Annotated in this window: 12 protein-coding genes; 5 read left to right on the top strand and 7 right to left on the bottom strand. The window is 62.8% G+C overall.

The features are described from left to right. Nucleotides 1–38 precede the first annotated feature (38 nt). Nucleotides 39–1,289: an ROK family transcriptional regulator gene (locus tag FJ988_RS28405; RefSeq protein WP_140822280.1), complete on the top strand. Its 1,251-nt coding sequence runs from the start codon at nt 39–41 to the stop codon at nt 1,287–1,289. Nucleotides 1,290–1,313: 24 nt separating this feature from the next. Here FJ988_RS28405 and FJ988_RS28400 read toward each other — a convergent pair whose 3' ends face one another. From FJ988_RS28400 to FJ988_RS28385, 4 genes are all read right to left on the bottom strand, one after another. Further along, nucleotides 1,314–1,820 carry a DoxX family protein gene (locus tag FJ988_RS28400; RefSeq protein WP_140822278.1) on the bottom strand — a complete coding sequence of 169 codons (507 nt, stop codon included), beginning with the start codon at nt 1,818–1,820 and terminating at the stop codon, nt 1,314–1,316. A gap of 238 nt (nt 1,821–2,058) precedes the next feature. Then, on the bottom strand, nt 2,059–2,520 hold the full coding sequence (locus FJ988_RS28395) for a tetratricopeptide repeat protein (RefSeq protein ID WP_140822276.1): 462 nt from the start codon (nt 2,518–2,520) through the stop codon (nt 2,059–2,061). 37 nt (nt 2,521–2,557) lie between these two features. Beyond that, on the bottom strand, nt 2,558–3,529 hold the full coding sequence (locus FJ988_RS28390) for an MBL fold metallo-hydrolase (RefSeq protein WP_140822274.1): 972 nt from the start codon (nt 3,527–3,529) through the stop codon (nt 2,558–2,560). A gap of 216 nt (nt 3,530–3,745) precedes the next feature. Beyond that, complete coding sequence (locus tag FJ988_RS28385) at nt 3,746–3,970, bottom strand: DUF680 domain-containing protein (RefSeq protein ID WP_140822272.1); 225 nt, start codon at nt 3,968–3,970, stop codon at nt 3,746–3,748. 328 nt (nt 3,971–4,298) lie between these two features. Here FJ988_RS28385 and FJ988_RS28380 point away from each other — a divergent pair, with 328 nt between their 5' ends. The 3 genes from FJ988_RS28380 to FJ988_RS31525 all read left to right on the top strand — a co-directional run bounded on the left by FJ988_RS28380 (nt 4,299) and on the right by FJ988_RS31525 (nt 8,877). After that, on the top strand, nt 4,299–6,902 hold the full coding sequence (locus FJ988_RS28380; RefSeq protein ID WP_181183704.1) for an EAL domain-containing protein: 2,604 nt from the start codon (nt 4,299–4,301) through the stop codon (nt 6,900–6,902). A gap of 136 nt (nt 6,903–7,038) precedes the next feature. After that, a complete protein-coding gene (locus FJ988_RS28375; protein ID WP_140822268.1) occupies nt 7,039–8,034 on the top strand; it encodes a transporter in 996 nt (331 codons plus the stop codon). 243 nt (nt 8,035–8,277) lie between these two features. Further along, nucleotides 8,278–8,877: a CatB-related O-acetyltransferase gene (locus FJ988_RS31525; RefSeq protein WP_140822266.1), complete on the top strand. Its 600-nt coding sequence runs from the start codon at nt 8,278–8,280 to the stop codon at nt 8,875–8,877. 12 nt (nt 8,878–8,889) lie between these two features. Here the strand turns inward: FJ988_RS31525 and FJ988_RS28365 are convergent, their stop codons facing one another. Both FJ988_RS28365 and rarD read right to left on the bottom strand, forming a co-directional pair. Beyond that, nucleotides 8,890–9,576, bottom strand: coding sequence for a glutathione S-transferase (locus tag FJ988_RS28365; protein WP_140822264.1), 687 nt, complete (start codon nt 9,574–9,576; stop codon nt 8,890–8,892). Nucleotides 9,577–9,632: 56 nt separating this feature from the next. Continuing rightward, the gene (gene rarD / locus FJ988_RS28360) at nt 9,633–10,574 is read right to left on the bottom strand and encodes an EamA family transporter RarD (protein ID WP_140822262.1); all 942 of its coding nucleotides are present in this window, start codon (nt 10,572–10,574) and stop codon (nt 9,633–9,635) included. Between the two features lie 232 nt (nt 10,575–10,806). On the opposite strand from rarD, the gene FJ988_RS28355 reads away from it, so the two are divergent. Continuing rightward, nucleotides 10,807–11,640, top strand: a complete 834-nt coding sequence (locus FJ988_RS28355) for a sulfotransferase family 2 domain-containing protein (RefSeq protein WP_140822260.1) — start codon at nt 10,807–10,809, stop codon at nt 11,638–11,640. 13 nt (nt 11,641–11,653) lie between these two features. On the opposite strand, the gene cimA is transcribed toward FJ988_RS28355, so the two are convergent. Continuing rightward, nucleotides 11,654–13,270 carry a citramalate synthase gene (gene cimA / locus FJ988_RS28350; RefSeq protein WP_140822258.1) on the bottom strand — a complete coding sequence of 539 codons (1,617 nt, stop codon included), beginning with the start codon at nt 13,268–13,270 and terminating at the stop codon, nt 11,654–11,656. Between the last annotated feature and the right edge of the window lie 9 nt (nt 13,271–13,279).

The raw sequence follows: 13,279 nt of genomic DNA, 5'->3' as shown, positions 1-13,279 counted from the left end.
AGCCGGCCGCATCCGCGGCAAGACCTGGGAGATGGCGTTTGTCGGGAAAAGGCAGCAATTCGGTCAAGGTTCGGCACTACAACGAGCGTTTCGTGCTCGATGCCGTCCGCCGCCTGAAGGAAGCGTCCAAGTCCGACCTGGCGCGCGCCGCCCATCTTACGCCAGCCGCGGTCGCCGACATCGTCGACGGGCTGGAGCAGGCCGGTTTCGTAAAGCAAGTGGGAAAAAGGTTCGGGCAGCGCGGATCGCCGTCGATCCTTTATCGGCTGGCGCCGGAGCGCATCTACAGCGTCGGCATCAAGATCGGCCGGCGCGCGCTGGAGGCGGTGCTGGTCGACTTCGCCGGCGAGGTGCGGGCGCGCGCCTCGCACGAGTACCGCTATCCGGACCCGGACCTGGTGCGCAAGGCCGGCAACACCTCGCTCGCTAATTTCGAGGCGCTGGTCGACGGGCTCGACGATGCCTCGATCGTCGGCGTCGGCATCGCTTCGCCCTATTTCCTCGGCGGCTGGAGCGAGGAACTGGGTTTCCCCGACGATCTCGGCGACCGCTGGGAAGCCATCGACCTGGTGACCTTCTTCGCCACGCCGGCGAAGGCGCCGGTGTTCATCGAGAACGACGCGACCTCCGCGGCGCTGGCCGAGCTGGTGCAAGGCGCCGGCGCGCGCTTCCGCGATTTCATGCATATCTCGATCGACACATTTGTCGGCGGCGGCCTGGTGCAGAGCGGCAAGGTGCATACGGGGCCGCACGGCAACAGCGCCGCGCTCGGCCCGCTGCCGGTGTCGCCGTCAAGCCTCGATTCGGTGGCGGCGAAACCGGCGCGCTACCAGAGCCTGCTGCACCGCGCCTCGATCTATGTGCTGGTCAATCATCTCAAGTCGCGCGGCATCGAGATCGTGCGGGTGCGCGAGCTCGACCCGATGCCGCCCGGCGCGCGCGAGCCGCTGTTCGAATGGATCGAGGATTGCGCCAGCGCGCTGGTCGAGGCGATCATCGCCATCACCTCGGTGATCGACATCGAGGCGATCGTGCTGGACTCGATCCTGCCGCGCTCGATCCATCTCGAATTGCTGGCGAAGGTGCAGAACCAGTTCAACCGGGTCAGCGCCATCGGCATCGTCGCGCCGGAAATAATACCCGGACAGTTCGGCCCGGAAGCCTCGCCGATCGGCGCCGCCATGCTGCCCTTCTCGGCGCTGCTGGCGCCCGACAGCTCGGTGCTGATGATCGGCAAGGACCGGCCGAAGCTGTTGAGCAGCCTTTCGGCGCTCGCCGGCCAGGGGTGAACCGCAGCAGCGGTTCGTCGACGCTCACACCGGCAGGCTTGTGACACCCGTCGACAGATGCGGCTCGACCGGAGCGGTCGCAGCGTCGGCCTTAGCGCTCGCGCCACCCCTGCCCTTCAGCACAGCGCCCAACACGCGGTCGACGGCCAATCGTCCCGCGCCGCTCAGCGCCAGGATGAACATGCCCCCGGCAATGGCGAGATCCTTCTCGAAATGCAGGAGTTCGTTCTGGCTGGCGAAGTTGGTGTGAAACATGCTTGCCGTCATCAGGCAGAACAAGCCGAGCCCAAGCGCACCGAGCCTCGTAAGGATGCCGAGCGCGACCGACAGGCCAGCGCCGAGTTGCAGCGCGATGACGGCGAGAAGCAGCGGCGTGCCGACGCCCTGCGCGGCCATCGCTTTCTGCGCGCCTTCGAAATGGGTCGCCAGCACGACGCCCTCATGCACGAAGATCAGCGCCAGAAGCAGGCGGCCGGCAAGCAGGACGATATCCCTGGCGTGAAGTTTCTCGGCGAGTTCGATCGGTGTCATGGTCGGTTCCAGTCTTTGGGAACAGGCAGAAGCCACGCATCCTGACTGGCGCGTTTTGCATTGCCTGAGGTTGAAAAGGTCGGAGCCGGCGCGAGGGAGAGTGAACGCCGGCTCCGGTTTTCGGGCGCTACCGCCGTGGCGCCCAAAAGTCGGCCCATTGCGGGCTTTGTTGTTGGGAGCGCGGAGCCGGCGCGGGGGAAGAAGACGCCGGCTCCGCTTCAGGACACCCGCCAGCGCCCTATTTGGTCACCTTGGTGTCGATCGCCCGCTTGAGGTCGGAAAGCTCCTCGCAGCCGGCCGGGCAGAGTTTTTGCAGCGAGGCAAGTTGCTCGTTGGCCTTGGCCATTTCGCCGGTCTCGACATAGAGCTCGCCCAGATATTCATGAGCGGCCTTGTGGTCGGGCTGCAGCTCCAGCGCCTTGTTGTAGTAGGTCAGCGAGGTCTGGTAGTCGCCGGTCTTGCGCAGCGTGAAGCCGAGCAGATTGTAGACGTCGGCCTGCTGGTTGTCCTGCGCCAGGTCGCGCAGATCGGCCAGCGCGCCCTTGTAATCCTTGGCGTCGATCTTGGCCTTGACGGCCGTCAGGTCGGGCGCGTCGGCGCCTTCGATGTCGTCGACGGCATAGGCCGGAACGGCGATGGCGAGAGGCGCCGCGGTCAGCACCGCAACAGCGCCGAGCACCGCGAAAAGTGCGTGTTTCATGGGAGTTGTCGCTTTCTGTTCAGGATCCGATTCAAAATCAGATCTGGGTCGGGGTGAAGGCGTAGGCGTTGCCGTCCTTGACAAAGCTGCCGGTGCCGGGGAACGGGAAGTGCGAGCCGCAGATACGGACATTGTCGGCGATCACCCGGTCGATAATCCGGTGGCGCGTGGTGATCGCCATCGGCCCGTCCTGGTCGTAGCTGCCCTGCCATTCGGGATGCGGGGCAAGCAGCGCCGGCACGTACATGGTGTCTGCCGAGACGAGGAACTGCTCGGAGCCGGCATCGACATGGTAGACCGAGTGTCCGGGCGTGTGGCCAGGCGCCGCCATGATGCGGATGCCGGGCACCACTTCCGTGCCGTCGTCGACCAGCTTCCAGTTCTTCCATTTCGGGAAGTTTTCGGCGATGCGCTTGCCCGCCGGCTTGCGGCCTTCGGGAAGCTTGGCGAGACGACTGGGATCGGTCCACCAATTGTATTCGGTGGCGTTGACGATCAGCTCGGCATTCGGGAACACCGGGTTGTTGGTGCCCTTCTCCATCAGGCCCCAGACGTGGTCCGGATGGAAATGCGAGATCATGATGGTGTCGATCGCCTTATAGTCGATGCCGGCGGCCTTCATGTTGGCCGGCAGATGCGTGGCGTTGGCCTGCCACTGGCCGACGCCGGAGCCGGCATCCATCATGATGGTGCGGCCGTTCATCTTGAGCACGACGACGGTGAGCGGGATCGGCATGAACTCGGTGGTCTGCCCCGCCTTGGCGAGCGCTGCCTTGGTGTCGTCTACCGACACGTCCTTGATGAAGGCCGGGTCGTGGGGCTTGCGCCAGATGCCGTCATAGATGGCGGTGACCTCGAGCGAGCCGACCTTGTATTTGTAGAAGCCGACGAGCGGCTCCACCGGGGTTTCGGCGTGAGCCGCCGGCGCGAACTCCAGCTTGCCGGCGATGCCGAAAGCGGCAGCTGCGGCGGCCGATCCGAGCACCATGCGACGCGTCATGTTGAACATCAGGAATCTCCTCTTGTGGGTGCGAGTGGCTGCAGGTTCAGGCTATGCGGGAGGAAATGGCGGAGGGCCCGGTGCGGCCCTCCGCCAGCTGCGGAACCGGAGCCGGCCGGTCCGACTGAAGACCGACCGGCGCCGGGGAGCCGAACCTCGGGTCATGGATTCCGGTCGAGGCGTGCCTTCCCCGCCGGGATCCGGACCTTCGGTCCGTCTCCGAGCCTAGTGGCGACCCCAAATGCCCTGGCCGGGCTCATCCGCAGCAATCTTGCCCGCCGGCTTCATGTCGTGACGGGCCATGCCCGGCATCACGGTGGAAGCGGTGGCGGTGGTGTCGACGGCAGCGGCCTGCTGACCGGCATTGTTGGGGTCGAAGTGCTCGCTACCGGCGAAAGCGCCGCCGGTGGCGACGAGGATGGCGATCGCGGCGAAGATGGCCTTGTTCATGTGAGTATTCCTTCCGGGTTGGTTGATGCGTGCCTTGGGAGGATGGCCTCGCTGAACATCAAGACCCGGAAGTCCGGGGCTTTATTCCCGGGGCTCGGAAGATTTTTTTCGAAAATATCAAGAAACCTGCGATTGCAGCGGTTAGCCGGCATTAAGCATGGTTTCAGTTTGCGGCCCGAAATGCAGGTTGCGGACTTGCCGACGCCGAAACTTTCACCCCCTGTGGAAGCTTTAACTTAAGCACTTTCTACTAGACTCGTTCGATGTACCGACTTCCACTAAAGGCGATCGGATCGAATTGACCGGAACGAGATTCAATATAGGCCGAATTAGGCAGGCCATTTTCTCACCCGCCAACTTGCCGGCGGCGATAGCCGTCGTCGTGCTGCTGATTTGCGCGCTGTTTGCGGATCAGCAGAACAGGAACGTCTCCGATCAACTGGCGCGCGCCGATGTGCTGGCCAAGGTCAACATCATCCGCGCCAAGCTGGAAGGCAACGTAAACGGCAACCTGCAACTGGTGCAGGGCCTCGCTTCCGCCGTCACGACCGAGCCCTATCTGGGACAGCAGAGATTTGCCGCGCTTGCCGCCAATCTGTTCAAGCAGAATTCGCAGTTGCACAACATTGCCGGCGCGCCCGACCTGGTCATCTCGCTGATGTATCCGGTGGAAGGCAACGAGAAGGCGATAGGGCTCGACTACCGCAAGAACGAGGCGCAGCGTCTGGCCGCACTGCGCGCACGCGACCAGCGCGCGCTGGTGCTTGCCGGTCCCGTCGACCTAGCGCAGGGCGGCCGCGGTTTCATCGGGCGGATACCCGTCTTCGTGCCGACCGCGGGCGGCGGCGATCGTTTCTGGGGCATCATCTCGGCGGTCATCGACGTCGACCGGCTATACGCCGCGAGCGGGCTCACCGACCCGGAGCTCGATATCGAGGTCGCCCTCACCGGCAAGGATGCGTTGGGCGGCGGCGGCCAGCGTTTCTTCGGCAGCGAAGACATCGTCAACGGCAATCCGGTGACGGCCGTGGTGCAATTGCCGCTTGGCTCCTGGCAGATATCGGCGGTTCCAAAAGGCGGCTGGCCGACCACGCCGAAGAACGAGGCCGTCCTGTTGGCCACGATGGCGCTGGCGGGCACGATGGTAGTGCTGCCCATCGTGATCGCTGGCTGGCTGTTCGGCGAAAGGCAGAAGAACTACGCCGAGCTCAGGCGACTTTCGCAGCGCCTCGAACTTGCGCTCGATGCTTCGAGCATCGGCGTGTGGGAGCACGACCTCACCACCGACCAATTGATCTGGGACGAACGCGTCAACGAAATCTACGGCAAGGTAGCGGACGGCGGGCCGCGCGGTTACCACGACTGGGCAGGCACCATCCATCCGGACGACATCGAAAAGGCAAGGGACGACTTCAATGCGGCGGCCGCGACCAAGGGCCCCTATTCCTCGCAGTACCGGCTGCTGCTTCCGGACGGTTCGATCCGCCACGTGCGGGCACGTGCGAAATTCCTGCAAGACATCGGCGACACCCCGAAAATGATCGGCGCTGAGTGGGACGTCACCAGCGACGTGCTTCTCAATGAAAACCTGATGCGCGAGCGACTTCTGTCGGAATCGAAGAATGCCGAGTTGCAAGCCGCCAAGGCGCGCATCGAACATGTGGCGCTGCACGATTCGCTGACGAGCCTGCCCAACCGCCGCTATCTCGACGAGATGCTGGCCGCGAGCGGCGCCTCGGACAATCGGATGGCGCTGCTGCATCTCGATCTCGACCGATTCAAGCATATCAACGACACGCTCGGCCATGCCGCGGGCGATGCCATGCTCATCCATGCGTCCAACGCCATAAAGGCCAAGGTCGGCGCATCCGATTTCGTGGCGCGCATCGGCGGCGACGAATTCGTGGTGGTGGTTCACGGGCGAAGCGACGATGAACTCGCGAGGCTCGCGGACCAGATCATCGAGGAAATGCGGCAGCCCGTCGACTATCAGGGTCACCAATGCCGCTTCGGCGTCAGCATCGGGATCGCGGCCAACAGCGATGCCGATGCCAAGCAGTTGCTGATCAATGCCGATCTTGCGCTCTACCGAGCAAAGAGTCGGGGACGCAATCGCTACGAATTCTTCAACGAAGACCTGCAGAGCGAGATCATAAGGACCAAGCAGACCGCCGACGAGATCCTCAGCGGATTGGAGCGCAACGCGTTTATCGCCTACTACCAGCCGCAATTCGACGCCAAGACGCTTCAGATCGTCGGTGTTGAGGCGCTTTCGCGCTGGCGCCATCCGCGGCGCGGCATCCTTGCGCCCGATATCTACCTGAAGGTAGCCGAGGAACTCAACGTCGTCTCGCTGATCGATCGCGCAGTCCTCGAACAGGCGCTGGAGAACTTCGAGCAGTGGAACAGCGACGGTCTCGCCATTCCGCGGATATCGGTCAATGTCTCGGCAAGGCGTCTTGAGGACAAGGATCTCATCGGCAGCCTGCGCAAGCTCGACATCAAGGCCGGCACCGTCTCCTTCGAACTGGTGGAATCCATCTTCCTGGATGAAAACGACGACCTCGTGAGCTGGAACATCGAACACATCAAGGAACTCGGCATCGACATCGAAATCGACGATTTCGGCACCGGTTACGCTTCGGTCGTCAGCCTGCTCAAGCTGCAGCCGCGCCGCCTCAAGATCGACCGCCAGCTGGTGACGCCGATCACCGGATCGAAGGCGCAGCGCAGGCTTGTGTCGTCGATCATCGAGATCGGCAAGTCGCTCGGCATCGAGGTGGTGGCGGAAGGCGTCGAGACGATGGAACATGCCCGCATCCTGAAGGAGTTGGGCTGCGATATCCTGCAGGGCTATGCTTTCGGCCGTCCGATGGATGCAAAGACCTTCAGGACATTCGCGCAATCCCGCAAATGGCTGGCCGCCGGATAGGCGCCGACATCAGGAAGCGCAACGCCGCCTTTCCGACCAGAGGTTACTGAACTGTCACACGAAGGCAGCGGCCGCGTGTTAGATACACTGCCCGGCGCTCCCGCGACCCGAACGCTTAAAGACCGGCGAAGCCATCATGAACATCGCCCTCCCTTCCGAAGGCACCGACCTGTCGCCCTATCTGCCCGACGAGCACGGGCTGTTCTTCATCTATCATTTCAAGGCCGACGGTTCACGCACCAATGACCCGGCCGAAGCGCATTGGACCTGGCGCAGCTATCAGATCACCGACATGCGCGCGCGCCAGGAGATCGGTGCCGAGCAGGCGATGCCGGCGCCGGTGCGCGACGCTTTCCTGTCGCCCAGCCATGGCTGCCAGATCGATTTCGAAGACGACTTCCTCTATGGCGACCTGCCCGACTTGAGGCACGACTATGCCGAGGCCCGCGGGCTCATCCATTTCCGCTTCGCCTTCAACGACAGGATGCTGGTCGGTGCGCGCAAGCAGCCGCTGGAATCGGTCGACAAGATCCGCAAGCTGGTGGAGAGCGGCACGCGCAAATTCCGCTCGCCGTCCGAGCTGATCGAGGCGGTGATGGGCCAGTCGCTCGACGGCATGGCGGCCGAGCTCGACAAGATGGGCGACGCGCTGGACGGCATCGAGGATCGCATCGTGTGCGATGCCTGGCACAGTGAGCGCCAGGCGCTGGTCGACGCGCGCCGGCAGCTGGTGCTCATCCACCGGCAGATGGCGACGCTGACAAACCTCTTCCGCCATCTCGACCATTCGCATCGCAACGACCTGCCGGACCCGATCAACGACATGGCCGCACGCCTGTCGCACCGGGCGCATACGCTGCATCATGACGGCGAGCAGTTGCAGGCGCGCACGAGGCTGCTGCAGGACGAGCTGATGGCGAAGCTGACCGAGCAGTCGAACCACCTGCTCTACATTCTCTCGGTGATGACGGCGGTGCTGCTGCCTATGACCATCATCTCCGGCCTGTTCGGCATGAATGTCGGCGGCCTGCCGCTTGTCGACACGCCGTTCGGCTTCTGGACGGTGACGGCGATTTCGGTCGTCGTCGCCGGCATCGTCTATAAGATCGTGCGGCGCTTGGGACGTGTTTAAGCGAAGCAAGCCTCTGCAACCTCGATGCCGCGGTGATCGGCAAACCTGAGCCACAGGATTCCGGCGCGCAGAGCCATCGTAGAGATCCAGTAATCAAACCGGCGCTGCCGGCAATGCAGCCCGCGCGTTGCTCGGCCGATGCGGTCCGGCAACCAATTATGCTTCACGACTATTCCAATGTGGTACGCAATGCACAAAGCCGGATCCGGGGCAGAGATTCGTTGGTCCGGACGAAAGGGTGCCATGGGATTCGCCAGAAAACTTCGGACCAAGCTTGGGCTTCGCCAGGACAGAGAGACACCAAAGTTGCCGCAATTTGCTTCAGTCGGCCGTTGGACCTTCGAAGTCTTGCCGGGCATGATCTACCGCTGCGAAGAACACTCCCCGCTGCGGATCGGTGCCTTCTGTTCGATCGCCAAGGAGGTGGTCTTCCTATGTTGCGCGAACCATCCGACCTCTTTCGTTTCCACTTTCCCGTTCAAGGTTGTTATGACGAAAGAGGAGCCCGACGGAGCCGACCTGCTCAAGGCCGGGCCTCTCGAAATCGGCAATGACGTGTGGATCGGCCGACGCGCCATCATCATGCCTGGCGTTCACATAGGAGACGGCGCCGTCGTCGGCGCGGGTGCAATCGTTACCAAGGACGTGGCGCCTTATGCGATCGTCGCGGGCAATCCGGCAAGGCTTATCCGCTACCGGTTCGACCCGGACCAGATTGAAAGCCTGCTTGCGATCCGTTGGTGGGACTGGAGCGACGACAAGATCCGCTCCGAACAGCCTGCCTTCTTTGATCCCATCGACGAGTTCATAAAGCGTCACTCGACCCAGCGGTCACCCGAATGACAGTGTGCGACCCTAAGCTGTCGCCCGCAGGTCCTCGACGAGGGCGCCGGCAGCAGCGACCTCCGCCTCGTGACCCGGCTCGCGCCAGGCCTCGGCGAGGCCGGCCGCGTACCACTCAACCATCGCCGGCAGGTCGAGCAGCCGCTTCGGATAGGAGGCAGCGGCGCCTTCGAACACCAGCCCAAAGGACTGCGCCCGGAAGGCGACCGGAGCAAAGAACGCATCGACCGCGGTGAAACGATCACCCGCCAGGAACGGCCCGCCGAAACGACCAAGGCCGTCGTTCCAAAGGTCACCGAGACGAAAAACATCGTGTTTGAGCGCAGCGGACATGCGCGACAGCGCGACGCGCACGCCGCAGCACATCGGGCAGTCGTTGCGCAGCGCCGTGAAGCTCGAATGCATTTCGGCCGCGGCCGAACGCGCCCAGGCGCGCGCCCTCGCATCGGTCGGCCAAACGCCCTGATGCCGCTCGGCGAGGTATTCGACGATGCCGAGCGAATCCCAGACCGTCCAGCCGTCATCGACCAGGCAAGGCACGCGGCCGTTGGGCGAGAACGCCCTGTAGAAATCGAAGCTCGGCCCGCCCGGGAACGGCGTCAGCCGCTCCTCGAAGGGGATGCCCAGGGCGCGCATGAGGACCCAGGGGCGCAGCGACCAGGACGAATAGTTCTTGTTGCCGATGTGCAGAACATACATTGGCCGTCCCCTTTATCTAACGCAATTCCGGACGGAGAGCCGTCTGGCGCTATTGTTTATCTCGCGGGCGCCGGCTGGCGGATGTCGCGGCCCTTGAACATAGACCAGCTGTACATCGCCAGGGCCGCCCAGATGAGCGCGAAGGCGACCGCCTCGGTGGCGCCGAAAGGCTCGTCGAAGATCAGCACGGCGATGAGGAACACCATGGTCGGCGCGATATATTGCATGATGCCGATGGTGGAGAGGCGCAACAGCTTGGCGCCGAAGGCAAAGAGCAGCAGCGGTATCGCGGTGACCGGACCACAGCCGAGCAGCAGCGCGGTATCGCCCGGCGTGCTCGATATGAAATGGTCCTGGCCGGTGGCGATCAGGTAGACGATGTAACAGAGCGCCGGCGCCGAGAGCAGCAGCACTTCGAGCAGGAAACCCTGGCTCGGACCGATCGGCAGCGTCTTGCGGAAAAAGCCGTAGGCGGCGAAGGAAAAGGCGAGCGCCAGCGACACCCATGGCAGCTTGCCGGCATCGATGGTCAGCACCGCGACGGCAATAGTCGCCAGCGCCACCGCCGCGATCTGCAGGCGGTCGAGCCGTTCGCCGAGCAGAAGCGCGCCGACGACGACGCTGACCAGCGGATTGATGTAGTAGCCGAGCGCGGTCTCGACAGTGCGGTCGACCGAGATCGCCCAGACATAGATGCCCCAATTGGCCGAGATCAGCGTCGCCGTCAGCGCCGCCATGGCCAGGCTCTTCGGCGAGCGGATCGCGGCCTTGAAGTCGGCGGTGCGGCCGGCCCAGACGAGCACGCCGGCCGCAATCGGCACCGACCAGAGAATGCGGTTGGCGATTACCTCGGCAAGCGGCAGATGCGCGACCGCCTTCATATAGAATGGCAACAACCCCCACAGGAAATAGGCGCCGAGTGCCAGGATGAAGCCGCAGCGAGCCTTTGCGTCTTGATCGCGTGGGTCTTGATGGGGCTGGACGATTTCGCTGGCCATGGCCCAACGCTATGGCCCAGCCAGTCGGTCAAGACCATCATAAAATTATGATGGATCAATGGAGTTCCGGTGATGGTTCAAGCGGGGCGCGCCCCCTTCCCCTGGCGCCGGATCGCTTCGCCGATCCGGCAACCCCATCATAGAACTTTCCGTTTGCCATGAGCCGCTGGTGGCAATAGCCTTATTTTAGCGCTTGAGGGAGCTCTAATATGAAATAACTCCAGGATCCCTCATGTCACGCCTGAAAAGTGCGATAAAGAATAGAAAATACACTTTCTTCCGAGCACAGCTTAGCCTCAGAGGCCATCTTGGCGAATCAGTCGCCTATCGCGTTTATCGCGCAACGACGGACATCAACTACTTCTTCCATGTGTTCCCGGACCGAAAGTTGATCTATGTGGAGGTGCCCAAGGCCGGCTGCACCACAATCAAGCGACTGCTCTCGGTCTGCGCCTATGGAATCAATCATGATGACGATCCCGAGGCATATCATTCACGTCGACAATCCGGACTGCTCGCACCGAGCGACGTCGGCGTAAGACTGTTCGAATCGCTGCTGCGCGACCCGGAGACGCTGATTTTCTCCGTCGTGAGAAATCCATTTTCCAGATTGCGGTCGTGTTATCTCAACAAATTCTACGACCTCAAACTATCCGACCCGGGAAATACTGGACTGATCGAGCAGTTGATGGGCGACATACAATCTTTGCCCTCGTCTGACATCGACCGAGATCAACTGTCTTTCGACAGCTTCGTCAAAGGCGCCTGCACAACGGCTGCTCTCGGCAAGAACGGCCATTGGAGCCTGATGTCGGCCATAATTCCGGACTCAAGCGACCTCAGGATCGAGATCATAAAGCTCGAATCTCTGGCCGAGGGTTTGGATCCTGTATTGGCCCGATTAGGCGCTTCGGAGGAAATTCGAAGCTCGCTGGCAAAACCGCTCAACCAGTCTGCCCCGAAGCCGGGAATCAAGTGGACGCGACCGCTGGCTGAGGCGGTACGGCGAGCCTATGCGGAGGATTTCAGACGGTTCGGTTACGACTCAGACTATCGAGCCGCCTGACGATCCACGCCCTCTACTCCGCCGCCACCAGCCCCGCCATCTCGCGGTTCTTCATCAGCTTGTAGATGATCGAATCCATCAGCGCCTGGAAGGAGGCGTCGATGATGTTTTCCGAGACGCCGACCGTCCACCAGCGGGCACCGGTGGAATCGTGCGATTCGACCAGCACGCGGGTGATGGCCTCGGTACCGCCATTGAGGATACGCACCTTGAAGTCCGCCAGTTCCAGATCGACGATCTCGTTCTGGTATTTGCCTAGGTCCTTGCGCAGCGCGATGTCGAGCGCGTTGACCGGGCCGTGCCCTTCGGCAACCGACATCTTCTCCTCGCCGTCGACCTCGACCTTCACGATCGCCTCCGAAACCGTCTTCAGATTGCCGTTGGCGTCGAAGCGGCGCTCGACCATGCAGCGGAAAGAGGTGACGTTGAAGAATTCCGGCAGGCCGTGCAGCATTTTTCGCGCCAGCAGCTCGAAGGAGGCGTCGGCGCCTTCATAGGCATAGCCTTCGGCCTCGCGTTCCTTGACCACCGCGATCAGGGCATCAAGCCGATGATCGTCCTTCGGCACTTCGATGCCGCGACGCTTCAGCTCGGCGAGGAAATTGGCCTTGCCGCCCTGGTCGGAGACCATGACGCGGCGGCGGTTGCCGACCGTTTCCGGCGGCACATGCTCATAGGTCGCCGGTTCCTTGGCCAGAGCCGAGGCATGGATGCCGGCCTTGGTGGCGAAGGCGGAGGCGCCGACATAGGGTGCCTGCGCTTCCGGCGCGCGATTGAGCAATTCGTCGAAGGCGCGCGACAGCCTTGATATGCCGGTCAGCGCTTCGGCCGAAATGCCGGTTTCGAAGCGATCGGCGAAGGCCGGCTTCAGCGACAGCGTCGGCACTATGGAGATCAGGTTGGCGTTGCCGCAGCGCTCGCCTATGCCGTTCAGCGTGCCCTGGATCTGGCGCACGCCGGCTTCGACCGCGGCAAGCGAATTGGCCACCGCCTGTCCAGTATCGTCATGGGCGTGGATGCCGAGATGGTCGCCTGGGATGCCGCCGGCGATGACCTTCTCGACGATGGCGCGGACTTCCGAAGGCTGCGTGCCGCCATTGGTGTCGCAAAGCACCACCCAGCGCGCGCCGGCATCATAGGCGGTCTTGGCGCAGGCCAGGGCGTAGTCCGGATTGGCCTTGAAGCCATCGAAGAAATGCTCGCAATCGACCATCGCTTCCTTGCCCGAAGCGACCGCTGTTTCGACCGAGGCCTTGATCGATTCCAGGTTCTCCTCATTGGTGCAGCCGAGCGCCACGCGCACGTGATAGTCCCAGCTCTTGGCGACGAAGCAGATGGCATCCGACTTCGACTGCACCAGCGCCGCCAGCCCCGGATCGTTGGAGGCAGACACGCCGGCCCGCTTGGTCATGCCGAAGGCGACGAATTTCGCGCGCTGCGTCCGCTTCTTCTGGAAGAAGGCGGTGTCGGTCGGGTTGGCGCCGGGATAGCCGCCCTCGACATAGTCCATGCCGAACTCGTCCAGAAGCTTGGCGATCGCGATCTTGTCCTCGACGGAAAAGTCGATGCCCGGCGTCTGCTGGCCGTCGCGAAGCGTGGTGTCGAAGAGGTATATTCTTTGTTTTTTCATGGCTGTAGC

The organism is Mesorhizobium sp. CU3 (assembly GCF_006442965.1).
Classification (GTDB): Bacteria; Pseudomonadota; Alphaproteobacteria; order Rhizobiales; family Rhizobiaceae; genus Mesorhizobium.
This window is presented reverse-complemented; position numbering and strand designations above follow the sequence as displayed.

Bases quoted from the DNA above. Each gene is read 5' to 3' on its own strand.
- FJ988_RS28375 (WP_140822268.1), top strand. From the start codon at position 7,039: ATGAACATCGCCCTCCCTTCCGAAGGCACCGACCTGTCGCCCTATCTG.
- FJ988_RS28400 (WP_140822278.1), bottom strand. From the start codon at position 1,820: ATGACACCGATCGAACTCGCCGAGAAACTTCACGCCAGGGATATCGTC.
- FJ988_RS28385 (WP_140822272.1), bottom strand. From the start codon at position 3,970: ATGAACAAGGCCATCTTCGCCGCGATCGCCATCCTCGTCGCCACCGGC.
- FJ988_RS31525 (WP_140822266.1), top strand. From the start codon at position 8,278: ATGGGATTCGCCAGAAAACTTCGGACCAAGCTTGGGCTTCGCCAGGAC.
- FJ988_RS28355 (WP_140822260.1), top strand. From the start codon at position 10,807: ATGTCACGCCTGAAAAGTGCGATAAAGAATAGAAAATACACTTTCTTC.
- FJ988_RS28365 (WP_140822264.1), bottom strand. From the start codon at position 9,576: ATGTATGTTCTGCACATCGGCAACAAGAACTATTCGTCCTGGTCGCTG.
- cimA (WP_140822258.1), bottom strand. From the start codon at position 13,270: ATGAAAAAACAAAGAATATACCTCTTCGACACCACGCTTCGCGACGGC.
- FJ988_RS28390 (WP_140822274.1), bottom strand. From the start codon at position 3,529: ATGTTCAACATGACGCGTCGCATGGTGCTCGGATCGGCCGCCGCAGCT.
- rarD (WP_140822262.1), bottom strand. From the start codon at position 10,574: ATGGCCAGCGAAATCGTCCAGCCCCATCAAGACCCACGCGATCAAGAC.
- FJ988_RS28395 (WP_140822276.1), bottom strand. From the start codon at position 2,520: ATGAAACACGCACTTTTCGCGGTGCTCGGCGCTGTTGCGGTGCTGACC.